This window comes from Streptomyces flavochromogenes, from assembly GCF_000717595.1.
In the GTDB taxonomy this organism is placed as follows: domain Bacteria; phylum Actinomycetota; class Actinomycetes; order Streptomycetales; family Streptomycetaceae; genus Streptomyces; species Streptomyces flavochromogenes.
On sequence record NZ_JNZO01000027.1, the window covers coordinates 97,072 to 119,088 of the forward strand.

At 72.6% G+C, this 22,017-nt stretch carries 23 protein-coding genes; 13 read left to right on the plus strand and 10 right to left on the minus strand.

Annotation, left to right across the window (positions count from 1 at the left end; all coding sequences use genetic code 11):
* The first annotated feature begins 51 nt into the window (after positions 1 to 51).
* Positions 52 to 756, plus strand: coding sequence for an SLATT domain-containing protein (locus IF00_RS0130270; RefSeq protein ID WP_194480406.1), 705 nt, complete (start codon positions 52 to 54; stop codon positions 754 to 756).
* A 55-nt stretch (positions 757 to 811) separates the two neighbouring features.
* Here IF00_RS0130270 and IF00_RS0130275 read toward each other — a convergent pair whose 3' ends face one another.
* From IF00_RS0130275 to IF00_RS0130285, 3 genes are all read right to left on the minus strand, one after another.
* Positions 812 to 1,462, minus strand: coding sequence for a hypothetical protein (locus IF00_RS0130275; RefSeq protein ID WP_030323513.1), 651 nt, complete (start codon positions 1,460 to 1,462; stop codon positions 812 to 814).
* A gap of 209 nt (positions 1,463 to 1,671) precedes the next feature.
* Positions 1,672 to 2,379 carry a GntR family transcriptional regulator gene (locus IF00_RS0130280; RefSeq protein ID WP_030323514.1) on the minus strand — a complete coding sequence of 236 codons (708 nt, stop codon included), beginning with the start codon at positions 2,377 to 2,379 and terminating at the stop codon, positions 1,672 to 1,674.
* 67 nt (positions 2,380 to 2,446) lie between these two features.
* On the minus strand, positions 2,447 to 3,811 hold the full coding sequence (locus tag IF00_RS0130285) for an aspartate aminotransferase family protein (protein ID WP_030323515.1): 1,365 nt from the start codon (positions 3,809 to 3,811) through the stop codon (positions 2,447 to 2,449).
* Positions 3,812 to 3,997: 186 nt separating this feature from the next.
* On the opposite strand from IF00_RS0130285, the gene IF00_RS0130290 reads away from it, so the two are divergent.
* Genes IF00_RS0130290 through IF00_RS0130300 form a run of 3 tightly spaced genes read left to right on the plus strand, consistent with a single transcriptional unit; the run spans position 3,998 to position 5,970 of the window.
* Positions 3,998 to 4,609 carry a DJ-1/PfpI family protein gene (locus IF00_RS0130290; RefSeq protein ID WP_030323516.1) on the plus strand — a complete coding sequence of 204 codons (612 nt, stop codon included), beginning with the start codon at positions 3,998 to 4,000 and terminating at the stop codon, positions 4,607 to 4,609.
* Entirely contained in the window at positions 4,606 to 5,052 is a 447-nt protein-coding gene (locus IF00_RS0130295; RefSeq protein ID WP_030323517.1) for a MarR family winged helix-turn-helix transcriptional regulator, read from the plus strand. The genes IF00_RS0130290 and IF00_RS0130295 overlap by 4 nt, the downstream gene beginning before the upstream one ends.
* A gap of 24 nt (positions 5,053 to 5,076) precedes the next feature.
* Positions 5,077 to 5,970: a hypothetical protein gene (locus IF00_RS0130300; RefSeq protein ID WP_030323518.1), complete on the plus strand. Its 894-nt coding sequence runs from the start codon at positions 5,077 to 5,079 to the stop codon at positions 5,968 to 5,970.
* Here IF00_RS0130300 and IF00_RS0130305 read toward each other — a convergent pair.
* On the minus strand, positions 5,954 to 6,370 hold the full coding sequence (locus IF00_RS0130305) for a hypothetical protein (protein WP_030323520.1): 417 nt from the start codon (positions 6,368 to 6,370) through the stop codon (positions 5,954 to 5,956). The genes IF00_RS0130300 and IF00_RS0130305 overlap by 17 nt on opposite strands.
* Before the next feature lie 157 nt (positions 6,371 to 6,527).
* Between IF00_RS0130305 and IF00_RS0130310 the strand changes: the two genes are divergently transcribed.
* Positions 6,528 to 7,364, plus strand: coding sequence for a helix-turn-helix domain-containing protein (locus IF00_RS0130310; protein WP_030323521.1), 837 nt, complete (start codon positions 6,528 to 6,530; stop codon positions 7,362 to 7,364).
* The gene (locus IF00_RS0130315) at positions 7,361 to 7,534 is read left to right on the plus strand and encodes a DUF397 domain-containing protein (protein ID WP_051820683.1); all 174 of its coding nucleotides are present in this window, start codon (positions 7,361 to 7,363) and stop codon (positions 7,532 to 7,534) included. The genes IF00_RS0130310 and IF00_RS0130315 overlap by 4 nt, the downstream gene beginning before the upstream one ends.
* Positions 7,535 to 7,538: 4 nt before the next feature.
* Here the strand turns inward: IF00_RS0130315 and IF00_RS0130320 are convergent, their stop codons facing one another.
* From IF00_RS0130320 to IF00_RS0130330, 3 genes are all read right to left on the minus strand, one after another.
* A complete protein-coding gene (locus IF00_RS0130320; protein ID WP_030323525.1) occupies positions 7,539 to 8,450 on the minus strand; it encodes a glycoside hydrolase family 19 protein in 912 nt (303 codons plus the stop codon).
* Between the two features lie 167 nt (positions 8,451 to 8,617).
* Positions 8,618 to 9,568 carry an FG-GAP repeat domain-containing protein gene (locus IF00_RS0130325; protein ID WP_030323527.1) on the minus strand — a complete coding sequence of 317 codons (951 nt, stop codon included), beginning with the start codon at positions 9,566 to 9,568 and terminating at the stop codon, positions 8,618 to 8,620.
* A 151-nt stretch (positions 9,569 to 9,719) separates the two neighbouring features.
* Positions 9,720 to 10,661: an NADP-dependent oxidoreductase gene (locus IF00_RS0130330; protein ID WP_030323528.1), complete on the minus strand. Its 942-nt coding sequence runs from the start codon at positions 10,659 to 10,661 to the stop codon at positions 9,720 to 9,722.
* 102 nt (positions 10,662 to 10,763) lie between these two features.
* On the opposite strand from IF00_RS0130330, the gene IF00_RS0130335 reads away from it, so the two are divergent.
* Positions 10,764 to 11,051, plus strand: coding sequence for a hypothetical protein (locus IF00_RS0130335; RefSeq protein ID WP_030323530.1), 288 nt, complete (start codon positions 10,764 to 10,766; stop codon positions 11,049 to 11,051).
* A gap of 119 nt (positions 11,052 to 11,170) precedes the next feature.
* Positions 11,171 to 13,096 carry a serine/threonine-protein kinase gene (locus IF00_RS0130340; protein ID WP_030323536.1) on the plus strand — a complete coding sequence of 642 codons (1,926 nt, stop codon included), beginning with the start codon at positions 11,171 to 11,173 and terminating at the stop codon, positions 13,094 to 13,096.
* Here IF00_RS0130340 and IF00_RS0130345 read toward each other — a convergent pair.
* Entirely contained in the window at positions 13,084 to 14,019 is a 936-nt protein-coding gene (locus IF00_RS0130345; protein WP_051820691.1) for a LysR family transcriptional regulator, read from the minus strand. The genes IF00_RS0130340 and IF00_RS0130345 overlap by 13 nt on opposite strands.
* A gap of 101 nt (positions 14,020 to 14,120) precedes the next feature.
* Here IF00_RS0130345 and IF00_RS0130350 point away from each other — a divergent pair, with 101 nt between their 5' ends.
* A complete protein-coding gene (locus IF00_RS0130350) occupies positions 14,121 to 14,951 on the plus strand; it encodes an oxidoreductase (RefSeq protein WP_030323540.1) in 831 nt (276 codons plus the stop codon).
* A 79-nt stretch (positions 14,952 to 15,030) separates the two neighbouring features.
* Here IF00_RS0130350 and IF00_RS0130355 read toward each other — a convergent pair whose 3' ends face one another.
* Entirely contained in the window at positions 15,031 to 16,314 is a 1,284-nt protein-coding gene (locus tag IF00_RS0130355) for an adenylosuccinate synthase (RefSeq protein WP_030323541.1), read from the minus strand.
* 142 nt (positions 16,315 to 16,456) lie between these two features.
* Here IF00_RS0130355 and IF00_RS0130360 point away from each other — a divergent pair, with 142 nt between their 5' ends.
* The gene (locus IF00_RS0130360) at positions 16,457 to 17,254 is read left to right on the plus strand and encodes a diacylglycerol kinase family protein (RefSeq protein ID WP_030323543.1); all 798 of its coding nucleotides are present in this window, start codon (positions 16,457 to 16,459) and stop codon (positions 17,252 to 17,254) included.
* Between the two features lie 258 nt (positions 17,255 to 17,512).
* Entirely contained in the window at positions 17,513 to 18,844 is a 1,332-nt protein-coding gene (locus IF00_RS0130365) for a hypothetical protein (protein WP_030323545.1), read from the plus strand.
* Here IF00_RS0130365 and IF00_RS0130370 read toward each other — a convergent pair.
* Positions 18,808 to 19,323 (minus strand): GbsR/MarR family transcriptional regulator, encoded by a 516-nt coding sequence (locus tag IF00_RS0130370; RefSeq protein WP_030323547.1) that lies wholly within the window; start codon positions 19,321 to 19,323, stop codon positions 18,808 to 18,810. The two genes, IF00_RS0130365 and IF00_RS0130370, sit on opposite strands and share 37 nt — an antisense overlap.
* Before the next feature lie 84 nt (positions 19,324 to 19,407).
* Between IF00_RS0130370 and IF00_RS0130375 the strand changes: the two genes are divergently transcribed.
* Together IF00_RS0130375 and IF00_RS0130380 are read left to right on the plus strand one after the other, a co-directional pair.
* Positions 19,408 to 20,370 (plus strand): ABC transporter ATP-binding protein, encoded by a 963-nt coding sequence (locus IF00_RS0130375; protein WP_030323549.1) that lies wholly within the window; start codon positions 19,408 to 19,410, stop codon positions 20,368 to 20,370.
* Positions 20,367 to 21,971, plus strand: a complete 1,605-nt coding sequence (locus tag IF00_RS0130380) for an ABC transporter permease (RefSeq protein WP_030323554.1) — start codon at positions 20,367 to 20,369, stop codon at positions 21,969 to 21,971. Before IF00_RS0130375 ends, IF00_RS0130380 begins: the two co-directional genes overlap by 4 nt.
* The last annotated feature ends 46 nt before the right edge of the window (positions 21,972 to 22,017 follow it).

Sequence of the window (22,017 nt, forward strand, 5' to 3'; positions counted from 1 at the left end):
CACGAGCACTGAGCTGAACAGAGGAGTCCCCCGGTGAGCCAGCAGCCGGAGATGCAGCCACCGGGGCCCCCCGGGGGAGACGTCCACCGCGATCTGACCGGTACGCCGTTCCCCCTGGGCGACTGGGGCGAGCCCGCCGAACGGCTCGACGAGCTGTACCGCTGGGTGGAGTCCAATGCCCTGCGCACCGCGGAGTGGTACCTCTCCGACCGTGTCTGGAAGCGCCGTAGCGCCCGGATCCTGCGGATCGGCACGGCCGCCGGGGTGATCGCGGGTGCCGCGCTCCCGCTGCTCGACCTGACCGGCGTCGCGGAGGGCACCGCCGGCTGGGGCTACCTCTCGCTGCTGCTCGGTGCCGCCTGTCTGGCCTGCGACCGGTACTTCGGTCTGACGTCCGGCTGGATAAGGGACGTGGCGACGGCACAGGCCGTGCAGCGGCGTCTGCAGGCCCTGCAGTTCGACTGGGCCTCGGAGAGCGTCCGGGAGGTCCTCGGCCCCACGGAGGGCACCGCGAGCGAGGCCGCCGAGCGCTGTCTGGGCGTGCTGCGCCGCTTCTCGGAGGACGTGACCGAGCTCGTACGGGCGGAGACCGCGGACTGGATGGTCGAGTTCCGCTCGGGCCCGGCGCCGCTCGCGCTCCAGTCGGTGGGCGTGATGCCCGCGCGCGCCGAGAGTCATCACCCCTCGGGCCGTTTCCCGCTGCCGCCGGGCACCCGGCCGAACATGCCGCGTCAGCGGCCCCCGGAGGCCCGCTGACGCGGGTCTCCGGGGCCCTCGGGGCCATGGGCGCGGGTCGGCCCGCGCGCGAACCTCAGCTCAGGATGATCATCGAGCCCTGGGCCAGGCTCCGGGTCGCGGCCGCGTGCAGCCCCAGCCACACATGGCGCTCCCGGGCGAAGGGGCCGTCGTCCAGCGGGATCGGTACGGCCGGTTCCTCCAGGGTGGTCGGCCGCTCCGGCGGTACGGGGGGCGCCGGCGGGTTCGACGGGTCGATGCCGATCGAGGGCGCGACGAACTCCAGCTCGCGCAGCAGCCCGTACGAGGAGCCGAGCGGCCCGCCGCCCTCCAGGAGCTCGTCGCTGGCGAGCGGGACCGGGAAGTCGACCGGCACGTACGCGCCCGCGTGGTCGTAGTGCCAGACCAGGTGCGACTGCTGGGCGGTCGCCTCGAACATCTCCAGGAGCTGTTCGTAGTCCCCGCCGAGCTCGCCGACCGGTTCGACCGGCAGTCCGCACATCCGGAGGAGGTAGGCGCGGCGCAGGAAGTGCAGGGCCTCGTAGTCGAAGCCGGCGATCGGGGCGACGTCGCCGGAGAGCCCCGGCATGTACGCGTAGACGGGCACGGTCGGCAGACCGGACGCGCTGAGCACGGCGTCGTACGCGGCGATCTCTTCGGCGAAGGGGTTGTCGGGGCTGTGGCACAGCACGTCGACGAGGGGGACCAGCCACAGGTCACAGGCCAAGGGAGGCTCGCTCTCCGTCAGTTGCGGGGGACGCTCGCAGGGCGTACGCCAGGCTTTTGCAGGGACGGCCAGGGTAGTCGGCCCCCCACGGACACCGCCCACCCGCTGAGGACCTGCCCGGGGAGCCGGGCCCTCAACCCGGCGACCGACCGTCGACCCGGAGCCCACCGACCCGGCCGGGCCCGCCCCGGTCGCGTCCCGCGGCGCGCTCAGCGGGCCCGCTGCTCCAGCCGGTCCGCCCATTCCATGGAGTGGGTGTTGTACTCCCGTACGACCGCTACGGCCGATTCCGCGTCGCCGCGGGTGATCGCGTCGACCAGGTCGACGTGCCCGCTCCACAGCCAGCCGAGGACGTCCCGCTCGGAGCGCAGGTAGGGGACGGAGAACACCCAGGCCTGGACGCGGAGCTTGTGGAGGAAGTCGGCGATGTAGTCGTTGGCGGCGACCAGCCGGGCGAGTTCGCGCCAGTACCGGATGTCGTATCCGATGAGGATGTCGAGGTCTCCGGCGCGGGCGGCGCGGGCCGCCGCCTCGCCCCTGCGCCGTATCGAGACGAGGGCGACGCCGACCCCGAGGTCGGGTTCCGTGACCGCGGAGCGGGGCGGCACCATGGCGGCGTCGCGGCGGAAGATGCCGTCGACGACGAGCATCCGGGCCTCGACCATCCCCCGGTAGTCGTCGACCGAGTACTGGTGGACGCGGAAGCCGCGGTGCTGGTCGGAGTCGAGGAGGCCCTGTGCGCAGAGGTCGACGAGGGCTTCGCGCACCGGGGTCGCGGAGACGCCGTACTGGTCGGCGATCTGTTTGACGGTGAATTCCTCGCCGGGTTGGAGACGGCCCGCGAGCACCTCGTCACGCAGCGCGTCCGCGATCTGCTGTCGCAAGGTGTTGCGGGTGACAGCTCCGCTCGCGGGCATGGGTCGGCCCCCTCCGTCCGGCTCCGGACACCCTAGTCCAGACGGAGGGGGCCGCCCCGTTCCGCGATTACGCGGTGTGTTCGTCGGCGACCGTGAGGGCCGCGTCCAGGGCCGCGAGGCCTTCCTTGGCCTCCGCCTCGGTGACGTTGCAGGCGGGGACGGCGTGCGTGCGGTTCATGTTGACGAAGGGCCACAGGCCGTTCTTCTTCGCCGCGGCGCCGAAGGCGGCCATCGGCGCGTTGGCCTCGCCGGCCGCGTTGTACGGGACGAGCGGCTCGCGCGTCTCGCGGTTCTTGACCAGGTCGAGCGCCCAGAAGACACCGAGGCCGCGGACCTCGCCGACGGACGGGTGGCGCTCGGCGAGCTCGCGCAGGCCGGGGCCGAGGACGTTCTCGCCGATGTGGGCGGCGTTCTCGACGACCTTCTCGTCCTCCATCACCTGGATGGTGGCGACGGCGGCGGCGCAGGCCAGCGGGTGACCGGAGTAGGTCAGTCCGCCCGGGTAGGGCCGCTTGTCGAAGGTGGCGGCGATCTTCTCGCTGATGGCGACGCCGCCGAGCGGCACGTAACCGGAGTTCACACCCTTGGCGAAGGTCATCAGGTCGGGCACGACGTCGAAGTGCTCGGCGGCGAACCACTTGCCGGTGCGGCCGAAGCCCGCCATGACCTCGTCGAGGACGAAGACGATGCCGTACTTGTCGCAGATCTCGCGGACACCGGCGAGGTAGCCGGGCGGCGGGGTCATGATGCCGGCGGTGCCGGGCACGGTCTCCAGGATGATCGCGGCGATCGTCGCCGGCCCCTCGAAGGCGATCGTGTCCTCCAGGTGCTGGAGGGCCCGCGCGCTCTCCTCCGCCTCGGTGGCGGCGTAGAAGGGCGAGCGGTAGAGGAACGGCGCCCAGAAGCGCACGACGCCGGCGGAGCCGTTGTCGGATGCCCAGCGGCGCGGGTCACCGGTCAGGTTGATCGCGGTGGAGGTGGCGCCGTGGTACGAGCGGTAGGCGGAGAGCACCTTCGTACGGCCGGTGTGCAGCCGGGCCATGCGGACGGCGTTCTCGACGGCCTCGGCGCCGCCGTTGGTGAAGAAGATCTTGTCCAGGTCGCCCGGGGTGCGCTCGGCGATGAGGCGTGCGGCCTCGGAGCGGACGTCGATGGCGAAGGCGGGCGCGAAGGTCGTGAGCTTCGCGGCCTGCTCCTGGATGGCGGCGACCACACGGGGGTGCTGGTAGCCGATGTTGGTGTAGACGAGGCCGCTGGTGAAGTCCAGGTAGCGGTTTCCGTCGTAGTCCCAGAAGTACGAACCCTCGGCGCCGGCGACGGCGAGCGGGTCGATCAGGCCCTGGGCGGACCAGGAGTGGAACACGTGCGCGCGGTCGGCGGCCTTGACGGCGGCCCCGGCCTGGGGATCGGGTTCGATGACATGAGGGGTCATGGGTTCGAGGGTAAGGAACCGCAGGTAGGGCGGGCCATGGCCATCTTGTCCACCGAGACCGGGGCGGACGCGACACCTTGTTCCGTACCGCGGAATCCCTCACCAATTGACAGCATCCTGTCGACATGACAGTCTGTTGTCATCGAAGCCACGGGAACAACCACGGGATCGACCGAGGGAGCAGCCATGGGAACGAAGACCGTCCACCTCGCCGTCTACGACACGCTCGCCGACTGGGAGACGGGCCACGCCACCGCCTGGCTCGCCCGCGCCGGCTACACGATCCGGACCGTCGGCCCGGTCGCCGGGGAGCCCGTCACGACCCTCGCCGGGATCCGGATCGTCCCCGACCTCGCGCTCGCCGACCTCCGGCCCGAGGACAGCGAGCTGCTGATCCTTCCGGGAGCCGAGAAGTACGACGAGGGCGACGAGCTCGCCGCCTTCCCGGCCGCGGCCCGCGCCTTCCTCGACGCCGGGGTGCCGGTGGCCGCGATCTGCGGCGCCACCGCCGGACTCGCCAAGGAGGGCCTGCTCGACGACCGCCCGCACACCAGCGCGGTCTCCTTCTACCTGGCCGCCACCGGCTACAAGGGCGGCGAGCACTACGTCGACACGGACGCGGTGACGTCCGAGGGCGAGGCCGGGACCGGCGACCTGATCACGGCGGGCCCGACGGAGCCGGTCGCGTTCGCCCGCGAGGTCTTCGCGGTGCTCGGCGCGTACGAGGGCAAGCGGGACGCCTGGTACCGCCTCTTCCACGACTCGGACCCGGCCGCGTTCGTCGAGCTGAACTCGTGAGCCGCGAGCAGCAGGACGCCCTCTCACGCACGGCCCTGGGAGTCTTCCGCCTCAACGGCCAGTTCCTCGCCGTCTCGGAGAAGCTGGCCGAGCCGGCGGGCCTGACCGCCGCCTGGTGGCAGGTCCTGGGAGCCGTCCTGCCGGAACCCCTCCCGGTCGCCGGGATCGCCCGGGTCATGGGCATCACCCGGCAGAGCGTCCAGCGGATCGCGGACCTGCTCGTCCGGGAGGGACTCGCGGCGTACGAGCCGAACCCGGCCCACCGCCGCGCCAAGCTCCTCACCCCCACCGAGGCGGGCCGGGCCGCCATCGCCCGCATCGAGCCGGGCCACGCGGAGCTGGCGGCCGCGCTCGTCCGGGAACTGGGCGGCCAGGAGGCCTTCGACGAGACGGTCCGGGTCCTGGAGCGGCTGTCGGCGGCCCTGGAGGCGGTCGACCGCTAGCCGGACCCGCCTAGGCTGCATGCCATGACCACGTCAGGCCGCAGCACCGCCACCACGATCACCGGATGGGGCATGGTCCTCAGCGGGGCGGCCACCGTGACCGCCGCCCTGTGGGCCTTCTCCCCCTACCCGCCGCTCATACCCGAGCTGGCCCTCGCGGGCGTCACCGTGCTCCTGGCGGCAGGCTGGGTCGTCGCCTCGTACCGGGCCCGCGACCCGCTGGGCAAGCCGTACGCCGACGCCGGGGCCCGCGGCCCGAACCCCGCGCTGCCCTATGTGTTCGCCTTCGGCGTCCCGGTCTCCGCGCTCGCGGCCCTCCTCCTGGTCTTCACCCCGGGCAGCGCCTACGGCCGCGAGACCGAGCGCCTGGAGCGCGCCGGATACGGCGAGTACGAGGTCGCCGTCGTCCGCCTCGCGGGCGTGCCCGAGTTTCACCCGCGCACTCAGGACGACGACCCGTACTACCTCACCGACCTCACCCTGCGGATCCCGTTCGAGGACCGCCCGCGCGAGGTCACCGTCTCCGGCATGTACACCCGTGACGAACCGCCCGTCCCGGGCACGAAGGTCGACGTCTACTTCGCACCCCGCGACCCCGGTACGCGCGTGGCCGAGAACGCCGAACGAGCGGAAGCGCGCGTGTTCGTCAGCTGGGTGTTCGCCATCTGGGTGTGGCCGTGGTTCCTGATCGCCGGCGGCATCGCGAAGTCGTACATGGAGGCGAGCGACCTGCACCGGCTGCGCAGGTTCCGCCCCCGGGTCCATCTGCCCGCGCTCGGCATCCTGCTGACCGGACTGGCCCTGCTCCTGCCGATGGCCCTGGAGTTCCAGGTCGCGGGCCGCGACCGGCTCCTCGCCTTCCTCGCCTCCCTCACCCCGGTAGCCGCCCTGGTCTGGGTGGTCAGGACACGCCACTGAACAGTTCGGTCACCGTGCTCCGCAGGAGCAGCGGATGGACGAACCTCCCCGGCGACGACGGCGGGAAGCGCCAGGACAGCGGCCAGGTCCTGCCCGTCAACGCCGGCACCGGTACGTAGCTCACATGGGCGGGTCCCGCATTGAACCGGGTCACCCCGCGCGGCCACGCCTTCCGTGCCGTCGACCCCGGCGGCACGAGGAAGTAGACCCCGCGCCGCCCGTTCGCCTCGATCACGACCGGCCCCGGGTCGCCACCGGTGAGTGCCTCTATCCGGTCGGCGAGCCGCCGCCCCTCGTCGCCGTCCACCCGAACGGCGTCGAATTGCACTCCCGCCTTACGGAGTTGGAATCCGGAAGCCGGAATCCAATCCACGTTTACTTCCCGATTCTCTTCATTCACGAGGACATGTTCCCGCGCCGACGCTAGCGTTTTCCACGACTGCGGCAGGCGCGTCGGCAACCCCTTGACCTGCACCAACGCACCTTGCAGGCAGTCGAATTCGGCGGGGAGCAGTTGAGACCGGTTGAGATCGGTTGAGTCCGAGTGGGGAGCGGGAATGGCGCGAGCGGAGAACAGGGAAGCGATCGGCCCCGCGGCGCGGATGGCGGCGGCGGTGGCCAGGAAAACAAGGGTGAAGAAGGGGCTGACGCAGGACCGGCTGGGCACGCGGATGGGCTTCACGGGCGCGGCGATCAGCGCGATGGAACGGCTCATCCACCCGGTGAGCGACGAGATGCTCGTCCAGCTCGAACACGCCCTGGGCGGCGGCACGGGCATCTTCGAGGAGATGCGGGAGCTCGTACGGCTGGAGAAGCTGCCGGAGCAGTTCCGCGGGTACGCGCCGATCGAGCAGAAGGCGGTGGCGCTGTGGCTGTACGCGAACCACGTCGTCCACGGGCTGTTCCAGACGGAGGGGTACGCGCGGGCGCTGATCGCGGGTGGCTACCCGGAGCCGACGCCGGAGCGGGTCGAGGAGCTGGTGGTCGGCCGGATGGCCCGTAAGGCGCTGTTCGACCGGAGGCAGGTCTGTGAGATCGAGCTGATCCTCGACGAGTCGGTGCTGAAGCGTCCGCTCGGGAACGAGGAGGTCATGCGGGAGCAGCTGGCGCACTTGGCGGAGTGCGCGCGGAGGAGGAACGTGAACCTTCAGGTGCTACCGCTGGATGCGGGGCTGGGGGGTGAGTACGCGGGCGCGCGGGGCGAACTGAACGTCGTCGAAACCCCGGCCCACGACCGTGTGACCTACCTGGAGATCCAGGGCGAGAGCCTGCTGATCACCGACCGGACGAAGGTCAGTACGCACATGCAGCGGTATGCGAAGATCCGGGCACAGGCCCTGGATCCGCGCCGGTCGCTGGGTCTCATCGAGGAGTTGGCGGGAGCACGGAGATGAACGACACCCTGCACTGGTTCAAGTCCAGCCACAGCGACGACAGCGGCGGCAACTGCGTCGAGGTCGCCACCCGCCCCCACGCCGTCCACCTCCGCGACTCGAAGCAGAGCGACGGGCCCACGTTCACCGTGGAGCCCGCCGCTTGGAGCGCGTTCGTCGCGTGGCAGTAGCCGACTAGCAGGACAGGTTCGACCCGGCGGGGACGCCCAGGATCTGGGTGAACTGCTGGTACTTGGTGACCCGGCTCTGGACCTGGGCCGGGTTGCGGCCGTTGCACTCCAGGCTGCCGTTGATCGCCCAGATGGTCTGGCCGAAGCCGGCGCCGTTGACCATGGCGTTGTGGGCGGTCATCGTGCCCGGGCCGCTCTGGGTGTTCCAGTACCAGAGGCCGGTCATCATGGCGACGGCCGGGTCCTGCTCGACACGCCAGGGGTTGTTCAGCAGGTCGATGCCGAGGGCGTCACCGGCGGCCTTGTAGTTGAAGTTCCAGGAGAGCTGGATGGGGCCACGGCCGTAGTACGCGGCCTGGCCGGCGGGGCAGCCGTAGGGCTGGCCGGCGTCGCAGTAGTGCGGGTAGTTGGCCGTGTTCTGCTCGACGATGTGGACGAGCCCGCCCGTCTCGTGGGAGACGTTCGCGAGGAAGGCCGCGGCCTCCTGCTTCTTCACCGTGTCGCTGCCGGTGTTGGCGAAGCCGGGGTACGACTTGAGAGCGGCGGTGAGTCCCGCGTACGTGTAGAAGGGGTTCCGGCTCGGGAACATCTGGTTGAACTGGGCCTCGGAGACCACGAATCCGCCGCTCGGCGGCGGGGTGGTGGGCGGGGTGGTGGGCCCGCCGCCGCAGGTGCCCTGGTCGGCCCAGACGCCCCACTCGCCGGTCGTGCCGGGAGTCTCGTTCTGGGTCCACCACTTGGCCTGCCAGTTGTGGCCGTTGTGCGAGGCCGTCATCCCGCCCGTGTAGACGCTGGACGAGTTCCACGCGGCCGCGCAGGCGGCGGCGGCACCGGCGGAGGCGGCGGGGACGAGGAGGACCGCGAGTCCGACGGCCGTACAGAGCGCGGCCAGCGAGGTGACCAACTTACGCAGCATGCGTAACTTCCTTCCGGGTGGGGCCGGGTGGGCCGGTGGGGGAAGCCACAGAAAAGCGCGATTGGTCTGGACCTGTCAAGGTCTAGACCAGAAGTTGTGACAATGGCCCCGGCCCCCAGGGCGAATGGGGGTCGGGGCCGTTCACATGTCCCTCAAGTCATGCGCGCCTAGAGCAGGTTGTAGATCTGGAAACTGGAGCCGATCTTGACCGGCGCCTGGAACACGGTCGGGGCGCTGCCCGAGCCCGAGTACCGGAACAGATCACCGTTCGGCTTGCGCGCGATCAGGTCCGTCCGGCCGTCGGCGTCGAGATCGCCGACCGACAGCAGGCGGTCGTAGGTGTTCCAGCCGCCGCCGATCCTCGTCCGGCCCGCGAAGGGGGCCTTGTAGTCGCCGGTGCCCTTGTAGAGCCACAGGACGCCGGTCGTGTCGCGGGCGACGATGTCGGGCTTGCCGTCACCGGACAGATCGCCCTGGCCCTCGACCTGGTCGTACTGACCCCAGCCGCCGCCGACCCGGGTGCGCGCGGTGAGCGAGCCGTCCGGGTAGGCGAGGTACGACCACAGGACGCCGGCCGTGTCGACGCCGATGAGGTCGGCCTCCTTGGCGCCGCCGATGCTGCCGGGGGAGAGGACCGTCCGATAGGTGTTCCAGCCCGTGCCGACCTGCTTGGAGTGCTGCTGCATGTCGTCCGAGAACCAGTTGTAGCGGAGGGACCCGTCCTTGTGGAGGAACCAGGTGCCGTCCCCCCGCCCGTCCTTGTCGTTGTCGACGTCGATCACGTCGGCGAGGAAGTCGTAGGAGAGTTCCAGGTGGTAGCGGGGGCCGAAGCCGCCTTCCCGGTTCGGGAAGTAGAGGTACCCCTCGGTCGTCTGCTTGTGCACGCCCATCATGGAGAAGGTGGGCGTCTCCACCGGGGTGTCCTCGGCGCCGAGGACACCGGCACGCCGGGCGTCCCCGGGCCGGCGCTCGGCCTCGGCCACGGCCGTGGCACGTGCCCGGTCGGCACCGGCCGGGTCGCCGGAGGCGAAGGCGGTGCCCGCGGTGGCGGTCAGGGCGATCGTTGCGGCGGTGGCGGCGAGTGCGCCGCGCAGTGCGCGCCGACGTCGGATGATCATGAAGGTTCCCCCTGGGATCCACTCGGATCGTCAACGGACTCGACGGCGGCACGGGTCGTGTGCCGCCGGAGTCCAGAAGCCTCTCACAGGGGGCTGACAAGCTCGGGTGAGGCCCGGGGAGGGGGAGTTGGCGAGCGGGCGAGGGCTTCCCTCAGATCAGGAGCACGATCCGACCGGGCCGGTGGCCCGCCTCCGCGCGGCGGTGCGCCTCGGCGACCTCCTCCAGCGGCATGACGTCGGCCACCCGGGTGATCAGCTCGCGGGCGGCGACCTTCTCCAGCGTCTCCTTCAGCCGGGCGGCGTCCGGGTGGGCCCGGACGACCTCGACGCGGATGTTCCGCTCGGCGACCGGAATCCGGTCGGGAGCGATCGCGGCGAAGGCACCGCCGTCCTTCAGCAGCGGGAGGGACCCCCCGCCGAAGAGCGCGCCGTCGAAGATCCCGTCCACACCCTCGGGAGCGACCTCCCTCACCCGGGCGGCCACCTCTTCCGGCGCACCGCGCGGGACGGCGTGGTCCGCGCCAAGGATCTTCAGCTCGCTCTCGTCGCCCTCGTGGGCGACGGCCACGACCCGCAGTCCGGCCGCGTGGGCGTACTGGACCGCGAAGCGGCCCACCACGGCGCTGGCACCGGTCACGAGCAGCGTCGACCCCGGCGGGAGCGCGAGCCGGTCGAGGCCCTGCTGGGCCGTGGCCGAGGCCAGCGGGACGGACGCGGCCACGGTGAACTCCACGTCGTCCGGGATCGGGGCCAGCCAGGCCGGATCGACCCAGGCGACCTCGGCGTACGTGCCCTCGCCGGTCAGCTCCTCGTACCAGTTGACGTAACCGGCCACACGAGTCCCTTCGGCCATTCCGGGCACGGGATCGAGCAGCCTTCCCGCGAAGTCCGTCCCCAGGACGAAGGGGGGCTTGAGCTCGCCGACCGCGCCGGCGTACAGACCGGCCCGGATCCGCACATCGGCCTGGTTCACACCTGCGGCCTTGAGCCGTACACGCACCCTGCCGGGGACGTCCCCGGCCACCGGCTCGGGCCGGCGGGCCATTCTGAGGACCTCGGGTCCGCCGTAGGCGGTCACTTCGACGACACGCATGGGGTACTCCTCAGACTGAAGGCCCCCTCGTGGCCATTACACCCACGCTCCGCAGCCCCGGGCAACCTCTGGTGACCCGGGGGACGGAAGGACGAACGCCACATGGCGGGGAGCGACGTACCCGCCGTCACCGCACACACGTCCGGTCTGAAGGGCCTGCACCGGGTGGCCATCGACGGCCGCAGACCGGTCCTGGACGAGCTGGGCGAGTCGAGCTACCCGTACCGGGTGATCGAGTACGCCTACACCTGGCGCGAGCCGAAGGCCGACTCGCTGACGGCCAGCTTCCTCACCTGTCTGCGCTGGGGCAGCGGCCAGGACATCATCCGCGTCCACGGGCACCTGCCCTGCTCGACGCCGAAGGGACTGAGGATCTGCGGGGAGCGCTGACCGCACGCCGGGCGCCGCCACCCTCCGGTCCGGCGGGCGGGGGGCGGGGACGGAGACCCCCTGGTCCGGCATGCGATCGGTAGGGACTGCCGACCCCCGGTCTGGCATGCTCTGACGACGTGGAGCCATTGAACGCGGAAGACCCGGTCAGCATCGGCCCGTTCCGTCTGCTCGGCCGCCTCGGGGTCGGGGGCATGGGCCGGGTGTTCCTCGCGCGTTCGGTCGGCGGGCGGACGGTCGCGGTGAAGGTCGTGCACGCGGAGCTGGCGGCCCAGGAGGAGTTCCGGCGCAGGTTCGCCCGCGAGGTCGCGTCCCTGGAGCGGGTCGGCGGCACGGGCACCGCGCCCGTCCTCGGCTCGGACACCGCGGCCGTCGCGCCGTGGGTGGCGATCGGCTACGTACCGGGACCGTCGCTGCGGACCGTCGTCGGCGACGAGTTCGGGCCGCTGCCGCCCGCGACCGTGAAGGCCCTGGCCTCCGGCCTCGCCCGCGCCCTCGTGCACATCCACGCCGCCGGGCTCGTGCACCGCGACCTCAAGCCGTCCAACGTCCTGCTCACCGTCGACGGACCGCGGATCATCGACTTCGGCATCGCGCGGGCCGTCGACACCGTCGCCGACGGCGGCAATCTGACCACCACCGGCGCGGTCGTCGGCTCTCCCGGCTTCATGTCGCCCGAGCAGGTGCGGGGCGACCGGCTCACCCCCGCGTCGGACATCTTCTGCCTCGGCTCGGTCCTGGCGTACGCGGCGACCGGCCGCTCCCCCTTCGGGACCGCGGACAGCGGCGTGCACGCGACCATGTTCCGGATCGCCCACGACGAGCCCGACCTGACGGATCTGGCGCCCGAGCTGACCGGAGTGATCCGGGCCTGCCTCGCCAAGGACCCGGCCGCGCGGCCGTCGGCCGCCGAGATCGCGGAGACGCTGCCGATCCCCGACCCCTGGCTCCCCGCGGACGTCCTGGCGCGGCTCGGCCGGCACGCGGCGCGGCTCCTGGAGGCGGAGACGGAGAGCGCGACGGGAACGGGGAGCGGGGCGGCCCGGCAGGATTCCGGCGGCGGTGCAGCCGGCGTCGTCCGTGCCGACGGTGACCCGACCCCGCCCACCCCTCTCCCGTCCACCGCCTCCACGGCGCCCCGGCCGCAGACCGGGCGCCCGCGCCGGACGGCCCTGGCCGCCGGGCTCGCGGCCCTCGCGGTGGCGGCCGCGGCGACCCTCACGTACACGTTCTGGCCCGACCCGGACACCGGCATGGACGACCAGAAGAACCGGGCCCCGAGCAGCACGGGCAACGTCGCGGCCCGCCCCGCCGGCATCGTCCCGGCCGCGTTCCTCGGCGCCTGGGAGGGCGTCGTCCAGGGCTCCCAGGATCACCCGCGGGAGACCGCCCGGTTCGAGATCACCCAGGGGGCGGCGGGCGCCAAGAACGCGGTCTACGTCCAGGTCGCCGAGAACCGCCTGTGCATGGGCCGCTCCCGGCTCGTCTCCGCCGACGAGGACAAGGTCGTCCTCGGCGAGTCCGACGTGACGACCAGCGTGCCCGCCCAGCGCTGCGTCCCCGCCGCGCACCAGACGCTGACGCTGCGCTCCCCCGACGTCCTGGAGTGGACCTCGGGCACGGCCAAGGCCACCTTCCGCAAGGCCCCCACCGGTACGGAGGTCGTCCCCGCCCGCTTCCTCGGCCGCTGGTCGCGCATCCCCGCCCCGGAGATCTACGGCGAGAACGACGAGCGCTACACCTCGCAGGTGACGATCACCCAGGGCCCGGTCGGGGCCCCCGTGGTCAGCGTCCTCGACGGCTATCCGCGCACCATCGACGGCGTGCTCATGGACGAGGACTGGTCCTGCGGCACCACGGCCGTCCTGGCGGGCGTCGGCAACCTGCTGATCATCGGCCCCGCCACCCGGGACACCAACGCCTGGGACCGCGAATGCCAGGAGGGCCTCTCCCGCTACCTCCTGGTCGACAAGCTGAACGGCAAGGACCGGCTCCTCGTCTACCCGATGCTCGACGGCGAACCGAACGAGTACTACCGCTCGTAGGAGTCCGGCCGCCCCGCCCGCCCTGCCTGCCCCGACCGCCCCGCCGCCGCCTCGGCGTACGCGCGGACCAGGGGGCGGGTGTCGTCCGCGCGGTGGGCGAGGACGAACTGGCTGGGGCCGACGCCGTCGACGGGGCGGGTGACGACACCGTCGCGGGCGAGGAGCGGGGCGTTGCCGGCAGCGACCAGGCAGATGCCGAGGCCGCCGACGAGGGCCTCGTACGTCTCGTCGGCGCCGGCGATCTCCGCGCCGACGACCGGCGGGCGGCCGCCCCGGGAGTCCAGTGCCAGCCAGTGGTCGCGCAGTTCGGGGCCGGTGGCCGGCAGGGCGAGGAACGGCTCGTCGAGGAGGTCCGCGAAGTCGAGGCGTTCACGGGCGGCCAGCGGATGGGTCTCCGGGAGGGCGACGAGCCGGGGCTCGGCGGCCACGACGACCCAGCGGAAGCGTTCCGCCGCGGGCAGCGGCAGCCAGACGAACGCCACATCGCTGGCGCCGTCGGCGAGTCCGGCCGTCGGGTCCTCCCACCCCACCTGGCGCAGCTTGAGCACGGCCTCCGGGTGGGCCTCGGTGAAACGCGAGCGGATCGCGGGGAGCAGCCCGCCGCGCCCGGGGCTGGTGGACATGCCGACGACCAGCGTGGAGCGCTCGGCGGCGCGGGCCCGCCGCACGGCCCCGTCCGCCTCCGCCCAGGCGGCGAGCACGGCGCGGGCGTGCGGCAGCAGGGCCGTACCGACGGGGGTGAGACGGACGCCGTGCCGGTCGCGGTCGAAGAGGGGCGCCCCGAGCTGCCGCTCCAGGGCCCTGATCTGCTTGCTGAGCGCGGGCTGGGAGACGTACAGCCGCTCGGCGGCGCGGGTGAAGTGCAGCTCCTCGGCGACGGCGATGAAGTACCTCAGGTCCCGCCCGTGCACGTCCATGGTCATCACCATGAGCTATCACAACAGATCTTGGACGGGCAACGGAGGTGTGTCACAGGCTGGTTGAGTCGCGGAAGCGGAATCGAGAACCAGGAAGAGGGATCCGCATGAGCAAGGTCTGGCTGATCACGGGCGCCAACGGCGGTTTCGGGCGCGCCTTCGCCGAGGCGGCGATCGCGGCCGGCGACGTCGTGGTCGCCGCGGCCCGCCGCACCGAGACCCTGGACGACCTGGTCGCGGCCCACCCCGACCAGGTCGACCCGGTGGCGCTCGACGTCACCGACACGGCGGCGGTCGACCAGGTCGTCGCGGAGGTCGCCGAGCGCCACGGCCGCATCGACGTCCTCGTCAACAACGCGGGCCGCACGCACGTCGGTTCGGTCGAGGAGACCTCCGACGCGGAGCTGCGCTCCCTGTTCGACGTCCACGTCTTCGGCCCGGCGGCCCTGACCCGCGCGGTCCTGCCCCACATGCGGGCCCGCCGCTCGGGCGCGATCGTGCAGCTCAGCAGCGTCGGCGGCCAGATGTCGATGGCCGGCTTCGGCGCGTACAGCGCGACGAAGTTCGCCCTGGAGGGCATGTCGGAGGCGCTCGCGGCGGAGGTACGGCCGCTGGGCATCGACGTCCTGATCGTCGAACCGGGCGCCTTCCGCACGAGCCTCTTCGGCAACCACAGCCTGAGCGGCGACGGCATCGCGGACTACACGGACACGGTGGGCGCGACCCGCACGTTCGTGGAGACGGGCGGAGGACTGCAGGAGGGCGACCCGGCGAAGGCGGCCGCGGCGGTGCTGGCCGCGCTGAACGCCGGCGAGACGCCACTGCGGCTCGCCCTGGGGGACGACTCGATCGACACGATCCTGGGGCACCTCGACCAGGTGCGGTCGGACGTGACGACGTGGGAGAAGGTGGGGCGGAACACGAGGCTGGACGTCTGACAGCGACGAGGGCCCGCACCCCGGGAAGGGGTGCGGGCCCTCGTCGTGCCCTGCTCGCAGGGCCGACAGGCCTACAGGCCTACAGGAACGAGTTGATCTCGATCGTCTCCGTGCGGCCGGGGCCCACGCCGATCGCGGAGATCGGTGCGCCCGACATCTCCTCCAGCGCCTTCACGTACGCCTGCGCGTTCTTCGGCAGGTCCGCGAAGGTCTTCGCCTTCGTGATGTCCTCGGACCAGCCCGGCAGCATCTCGTAGATCGGCTTCGCGTGGTGGAAGTCGGTCTGCGAGTACGGCAGCTCCTCGACGCGCTTGCCGTCGATCTCGTACGCGACGCAGACCGGGATCTGCTCCCAGCCCGTCAGCACGTCGAGCTTGGTGAGGAAGAAGTCCGTCAGGCCGTTGACCCGGGTCGCGTAGCGCGCGATGACCGCGTCGAACCAGCCGCAGCGACGGTCACGGCCGGTGGTGACGCCGCGCTCGCCGCCGATGCGGCGCAGCGCCTCGCCGTCCGCGTCGAAGAGCTCCGTCGGGAACGGGCCGGCGCCGACACGGGTCGTGTACGCCTTGAGGATGCCGATGACCCGGCTGATCTTCGTCGGGCCCACGCCGGCGCCGGTGCAGGCGCCGCCCGCGGTGGGGTTCGAGGAGGTGACGAAGGGGTACGTGCCGTGGTCGACGTCGAGCAGCGTGCCCTGACCGCCCTCGAAGAGGACGACCTTGTCCTGGTCGAGCGCGTTGTTCAGGATCAGCGTGGTGTCCGCGACGAACGGCTTGATCTGCTCCGCGTACTGGAGCATCTCCTCGACGATCTGCTCCGCGTTGATCGCCCGCCGGTTGTACAGCTTGGCGAGCAGCTGGTTCTTGCCCTCCAGCGCCGCCTCGACCTTCTGGGTGAGGATCGACTCGTCGTACAGGTCCTGGACCCGGATGCCGACGCGGTTGATCTTGTCGGCGTAGGTCGGGCCGATGCCACGGCCCGTGGTGCCGATCTTGCGCTTGCCGAGGAACCGTTCCGTCACCTTGTCGAGGGTGACGTTGTACGGGGTGATCAGGTGGGCGTTGCCGCTGATCAGGAGCTTCGACGTGTCGACGCCGCGCTCGTTCAGTCCACTCAGCTCGGAGAGCAGGACCGCCGGGTCGACGACGACTCCGTTTCCGATCACCGGGGTACACCCCGGCGAGAGGATTCCGGAAGGGAGAAGATGCAGCGCGTACTTCTGGTCGCCGACGACGACCGTGTGGCCGGCGTTGTTGCCGCCCTGGTAGCGCACTACATAGTCAACGGATCCACCGAGGAGGTCGGTGGCCTTTCCCTTGCCCTCGTCACCCCACTGAGCACCGAGCAGCACAAGTGCGGGCACAGGCGTACACCCCTTCCGGGTGGGGCATGTCCAAGGTCAGGGGCCGAGGCCGCCTCACCGGTGTGCCCCGGAATAGACGAAGCCCCTGGCGCAATAGCGCAAGGGGCTCTTGCACAAAGATGCTACCCGAGGAAGGACCGAGGTGTCGGATCACGACCAGCTGCTGGTCATCGTCGACCCGGTCGCCCGCCGAAGTGACGGCGAGTCCGTGCGGATCGCGAAAGATGTGCTGTCCGCGGGCGCGGAGGCGAAGATCTGCCTGCCGGACAGCCCGGAGGAATTCACCCGCGCCCTGGCCCGGCGGGGCTCCCGGCGACCCGTGGTGCTCGGCGACGACCGCGCGCTGCTGCGTACGGTGGCCCTCCTCCACCGGGAGCGGGACCTCGCCGCGGGTGCCCTCTCCCTCGTCCCGATAGGCGCCCCGGACGCCCTGGAACTCGCCCACGCCCTCGGCGTGCCGCGCTCCACACCGGCCGCCGCCCGGGCCGTCCTCGACGGGGCCGTACGACGCCTCGACCTGCTGGTCGACGACAGCGACGGCGTCGTCCTCGGCGATCTCCAGGTGCCGGCCTCGCCGGTCCTCGCCGCGGCGTCCGCGACCGTCTGGGGCACCTGCCGCTCCCTCGTCCGCACCCTGGTCCGCCCGGCCCCGACGGCCCTCGCCGTCCGCACCCACCGGCTGCGGGTGGAGGCGGACGGGGTGCTGCTCACCGATGTCGACACCCCGCTGGAGAGCCTCACGGTCCGCTCGGTCGGCGGGGCGGCCGAGGTGGTCGTCCACCCTTCGGCCGCCCCGCCCCGGCACATGACCGCCCGCGTCCTCACCGTCTCGGGCCCCGACTTCCGCTACCGCGCGGACGGCCGCGTCACGGGACCGGTCCGCCGCCGGACGTGGACGGTCCTGGGGGAGGCGTGGGGGCTGACCCTGCCCAGGGGCTGACCACGCTGATCGTCCCGCGCAGCCGAGCCCGAGCCGGTGCCGGTGCCGGTGCCGGTGCCGGTGCCGGTGCCGGTGCCGGTGCCGGTGCCGGTGCCGGTGCCGGTGCCGGTGCCAACTGGTGCCGGGGTACGGCGGCCGTCTAACGTCACGCCTGGGGTGGCCGGTATGCGTGACGGGGGATGCGGGATGGCACGGGCGTCGGATCTGCCGGAGACGGCGAAGGCTCTGGGCCGGTACGGACGAAGAGCGAGCGGGGTGATGACGAGCGGGTGCGTCCTGTTCGTCCCCGCCGCGGGGGTCGCGCTCGTGGCACCCGGCGAGCCCTGGGCGGACGACCTGATCGGCGCGCTCGTCGCCCTGGGCGTGCTCGTGGCCGGTGCCGGTGCCGGTTCCTGGGCCCTGGCGCGCCGGATGAGGCGGGCGCTCGGCTCCGGAACCTGGTCGGCGCATGCCGCGGCGGCCGTGCGGGACATGCGGAGCACCGAGGCCGTCGTGCTGCGCTCCCCGGCCGGGGACGGGCTGTGGCCGCTGGAGGTGGTCGCGATGCGCCAGCGGTACGAGCCGCTGCGGCCGGGCCCCGACGGGGTGATGTGGTGGTGCGGGGACCCGGCCAGGGGCGGGGTGCTCGCGCCGCCCGGCGGCGGGGCGCTGATCTGGGCCAGGCCGGTGAAGCACCGGCGGGCGCGGCAGCGGATCGTGGAGCAGGCCGCGCGGACGGGGCTCCTGGAGCGGGCGACCCCCGTCCAGCCGCAGGTACAGGACGAGGTGCCGCAGGTGCGGGACCGGGTGCCGCAGGTCCCGGATCCGGTCCGGACCGCCGTTCCGGCCCCACGCGTGAGCCTGGTCAAGCAGCCCGAGTCCGACCCGTCCGGCGCCCCGACGTACGCGCGGCTCGCGGCCCACGCCGGGCGGCAGGCCGTGGCACTGACCCGGACCCGGACCCGGCGACCGGAGGCGGACGTCCGCGAGGTGGCGTGGTGGCGCGTGCGGAGCCTGCGGCGGGCCGCCGGGGTCAGCCGGGTGCTGGTGGCGCTGGCCGTCTGCGCGGCGGCGGCCGTGGCGGCGGCCATCCGGCCGGAGGGGGGCGGTCTGATGAAGCTGTTCCTCGTGGCGATCGTGGGGCTCGCGGCGATCGCCTACTCAGGCCACCGCCTGCTGACCGGCGGGATTCCCGCGGTGCGGCTGATGGCCCGGGCCGCGCAGTCGCCCGTGCCGGTCCCGCGGCGGTACGTCCTGCTCCACGACCCGCAGAACGGGGTTCCCGTTCTGGTCGCCTTCCCTTCCCACGGCGGACCGCACGACCGGCCCGAGGGGCTTCTCCCGCTGCTGCCGCCCGGCACCGCCAAGCACCCGTGGCTCGGCTTGCCGTCGGAGCCCACCGGGACGGTCGAGCTGCGCGGCTGGCGCGACTTCTCCGCCGCCGGCCTGCCGTACGTCGTCCCGCGGTTCGAGGGGCGCGCGCTGTGGCCCGCCGGGCCGTACCGGCCGGCCGGCGGGGCGGAGGGTGCCGCGCTCCTCGCCCGGCTCGCCCCGCCCATGGACGCGCGGGCCCCTCAGGAGGAGAACTCGGCTCCTCGGGCCTCCTTGTAGGCCGCCCATCGGTCCATGATCCCCAGCATCTCGCGCTGGAGGAACGCGAAGAACTCGGCCGTCTCGGCCGTCCGCGCGCCCGCCGCCGTCTTCGGGCCGAGCAGTTCGGAGCCCTCGCGGAGGACCTTCTCCCAGCGGACGAGGACCTGGTCGCGGCGGGTGAAGGTCTCGTACCAGAGCTCGTTGTGGAGGACGTACCGCTCGCGCCGGGTGCCGGGGTCGCGCTCTCGGCTGACCATGCCGACCTGGCTGAGGTAGCGGATCGCGCCGGAGACCGCCGCCGGGCTGATCCGCAGCTGCTCGGCCAGCTCGGCCGAGGTCATCGAGGCGCCCTCGGAGGCGAGGAGCGCCGCGAAGACGCGGGAGGCCATGCGCTGCATGCCGGCTTCCGTCAGTTCGGCGGCGAAGCGCTCCACGAAGCGGGACACGCCCTCCTCGTTGCCGTCCTTGCTCGCCCCGGTGGTCGTCATGCCGGTCATCGTCTCCCTCGTTCGCTCCGCGCCCCCGACTTTATACCGTTCCTTAACTTCACAACTTTGTGAAATGAGCGTACGTTCTGAAGCATGACGAAGGCAATCAGCATCGCCGGACTGCACAAGTCCTTCGGGCGGACCCACGCGCTCGACGGCCTCGACCTCGCCGTCGAGACCGGCGAGGTCCACGGCTTTCTCGGCCCCAACGGCGCCGGCAAGTCCACCGCCATCCGGGTCCTCCTCGGCCTCCTCCGCGCCGACTCCGGCGGCGTCTCACTGCTCGGGAGAAACCCCTGGCAGGACGCCGTCGAGCTGCACCGCCGGATCGCGTACGTCCCCGGCGACGTGACCCTGTGGCGCAACCTCTCCGGCGGAGAGATCATCGACCTGTACGGGAAGCTCCGAAACGAGGGGCGCGCGAAGCGCGTCGGGCAGGGTGGCGGCGGCCGCCGGACGGGCGGCCTCGACAGGACGAAGCGCGCCGAGCTGATCGAGCGCTTCGAGCTCGACCCCACCAAGAAGGGCCACACCTACTCCAAGGGCAACCGGCAGAAGGTCGCCCTCGTCGCGGCCTTCGCCTCCGACGTCGACCTGTACGTCCTCGACGAGCCGACCAGCGGCCTCGACCCGCTGATGGAGGAGGTCTTCCAGAGCTGCGTCCAGGAGGCCCGCGACCGCGGCCGGACCGTACTCCTCTCCAGCCACATCCTCAGCGAGGTCGAGAGCCTCTGCGACCGGGTCAGCATCGTCCGCAAGGGCCGGACCGTGGAGTCCGGTTCGCTCGCGGATCTGCGGCACCTGACCCGCACCAGCGTCACCGCCGAACTCGCCGCCGCGCCCAACGGCCTCGCCCACCTCCCCGGCGTCCACGGCCTGGACGTCCAGGGCCTGCGGGTGAGACTCCAGGTCGACACCGACAAGCTCGACGCCGTCCTGCGCTCCCTGACCGCCTCGGGCGTACGGAGCCTGACCAGCACCCCGCCCACCCTGGAGGAGCTGTTCCTCCGGCACTACGAGGACGAGCACCTCGCGAACGGGGTGGCGGCGTCATGAGCACGGTCACCCTCGCCGGCACCACCACCCTCACCCGGCTCGCCCTGCGCCGCGACCGGCTGATGATCCCGCTCTGGGCGCTCGTCACCGGCGGTCTGGTCGCCAGCGGCGCCGGCTCGCTCGAAAGCCTCTACGGCACGGCCGCCGAGCGCGCCCGGGCCGCCGCCTCCATGACCGCCAACAGCTCGATGCGCGCGCTCTACGGGCCGGTCTTCGACGACTCCCTCGGCGGGCTCGTCGCCTGGCGGTTCGGCACCTTCGCCGCCGTCCTCGCCGCCGTCGCGAGCCTGATCGTGGTCGTCCGGCACACCCGCGAGGAGGAGGAGACGGGCCGTCAGGAGATGCTCTCCGCCGGCGCGGTCGGCCGCCGGGCCCCGCTCACCGCCGCCCTCCTCGCCGCGCTCGTCGTCAACGCCGCCGTCGCCCTCATCGTCACCGCGGGCCTCGCCGGACAGGGCGCGGCCGGGGCGCTCGCCCTCGGCCTGGCGATCGGCGGCACGGGCATGGTCTTCGCGACCACGGCCGCGCTCGCCGCCCAGCTGACGGAGAGCGCCCGGCTCGCGAAGGGCCTGACGGGGGCCGCCGTCGGTCTCGCGTTCGTCCTGCGGGCGGCCGGCGACTCCGGCACCGCCGGGGGCACCTCCCAGGACGGAGTCCTGGGAGGAGGTTCGTCCGTCCTGACCTGGCTGTCGCCGATCGGCTGGGCGGAGAACGTCCGCGCCTTCGCAGGCGAACGCTGGTGGGTGCTCCTCCTGATCGCCGCGACGGTCCTGCTCCAGACGGCGGCGGCGTACGCGCTGACCGGCCGTCGCGACGTCGGCGCGGGCTTCCTCGCGACCCGGCCGGGACCCCCGGAGGGCGGGCTCGCGACGGCGGGCGCGCTCGCGTGGCGGCTCCAGCGCGGCACCCTCCTCGGCTGGTCCCTGGGGTTCCTGCTCGGCGGGCTCGCCTTCGGCGGGATGGTCGAGGGCGCGGCCGACATCGTCGGCGACAACGAGAAGGCCCGGCAGATCTTCGAGCGGATGGGCGGCCAGAGCGCCCTCACCGACGCCTTCCTCGCCACCATGGTGTCCCTCTTCGGGATGGTCGCGGCCCTGTTCGCGGTCGGCTCGGCACTGCGGCCGCACGGCGAGGAGACCTCGGGCCGCGCCGAACCGCTCCTCGCGAACGCCCTCGGCAGGATCCGCTGGGCGGCCGGCCACCTGCTGATCGCCTTCGGCGGCTCGGCCCTGATCCTGGCCCTCAGCGGGATCGGCCTCGCCCTGTCGTACGGCCGTGACGCCGGCCCGATCCTGGGCGCCTCGCTCGCTCAGCTCCCGGCGGTGTGGACGCTGGCCGGGCTGGCCGTCCTCCTCTGGGGCGCGGCCCCGAAGGCCGCGACCGCCGCGTGGGGCGCGGCCGGCCTGTGCCTGGCCCTCGGCTGGATCGGCCCGGCGCTCGACCTGCCGCAGGCTGCCCTGAACCTCTCGCCCTTCGGTCATCTGCCGAAGCTCCCGGGCCCGGAGATGACCTGGACCCCGGTCCTGGCCCTGACGGCCCTGGCGGCGGCGCTGGTGACGGCGGGCCTCGCGGGGCTGCGGCGGCGGGACATGATCAGCTGAGAGGCGAGCCGAGCACTGCCGCTCCGTCAGAGGTGTGAGCACCGCG

Bases quoted from the DNA above. Each gene is read 5' to 3' on its own strand.
- IF00_RS0130325 (WP_030323527.1), bottom strand. From the start codon at position 9,568: ATGATCATCCGACGTCGGCGCGCACTGCGCGGCGCACTCGCCGCCACC.
- IF00_RS0130290 (WP_030323516.1), top strand. From the start codon at position 3,998: ATGGGAACGAAGACCGTCCACCTCGCCGTCTACGACACGCTCGCCGAC.
- IF00_RS0130270 (WP_194480406.1), top strand. From the start codon at position 52: ATGCAGCCACCGGGGCCCCCCGGGGGAGACGTCCACCGCGATCTGACC.
- IF00_RS0130375 (WP_030323549.1), top strand. From the start codon at position 19,408: ATGACGAAGGCAATCAGCATCGCCGGACTGCACAAGTCCTTCGGGCGG.
- IF00_RS0130280 (WP_030323514.1), bottom strand. From the start codon at position 2,379: ATGCCCGCGAGCGGAGCTGTCACCCGCAACACCTTGCGACAGCAGATC.
- IF00_RS0130320 (WP_030323525.1), bottom strand. From the start codon at position 8,450: ATGCTGCGTAAGTTGGTCACCTCGCTGGCCGCGCTCTGTACGGCCGTC.
- IF00_RS0130380 (WP_030323554.1), top strand. From the start codon at position 20,367: ATGAGCACGGTCACCCTCGCCGGCACCACCACCCTCACCCGGCTCGCC.
- IF00_RS0130350 (WP_030323540.1), top strand. From the start codon at position 14,121: ATGAGCAAGGTCTGGCTGATCACGGGCGCCAACGGCGGTTTCGGGCGC.
- IF00_RS0130300 (WP_030323518.1), top strand. From the start codon at position 5,077: ATGACCACGTCAGGCCGCAGCACCGCCACCACGATCACCGGATGGGGC.
- IF00_RS0130285 (WP_030323515.1), bottom strand. From the start codon at position 3,811: ATGACCCCTCATGTCATCGAACCCGATCCCCAGGCCGGGGCCGCCGTC.
- IF00_RS0130315 (WP_051820683.1), top strand. From the start codon at position 7,361: ATGAACGACACCCTGCACTGGTTCAAGTCCAGCCACAGCGACGACAGC.
- IF00_RS0130335 (WP_030323530.1), top strand. From the start codon at position 10,764: ATGGCGGGGAGCGACGTACCCGCCGTCACCGCACACACGTCCGGTCTG.
- IF00_RS0130310 (WP_030323521.1), top strand. From the start codon at position 6,528: ATGGCGCGAGCGGAGAACAGGGAAGCGATCGGCCCCGCGGCGCGGATG.
- IF00_RS0130365 (WP_030323545.1), top strand. From the start codon at position 17,513: ATGACGAGCGGGTGCGTCCTGTTCGTCCCCGCCGCGGGGGTCGCGCTC.
- IF00_RS0130345 (WP_051820691.1), bottom strand. From the start codon at position 14,019: ATGACCATGGACGTGCACGGGCGGGACCTGAGGTACTTCATCGCCGTC.
- IF00_RS0130330 (WP_030323528.1), bottom strand. From the start codon at position 10,661: ATGCGTGTCGTCGAAGTGACCGCCTACGGCGGACCCGAGGTCCTCAGA.
- IF00_RS0130370 (WP_030323547.1), bottom strand. From the start codon at position 19,323: ATGACCGGCATGACGACCACCGGGGCGAGCAAGGACGGCAACGAGGAG.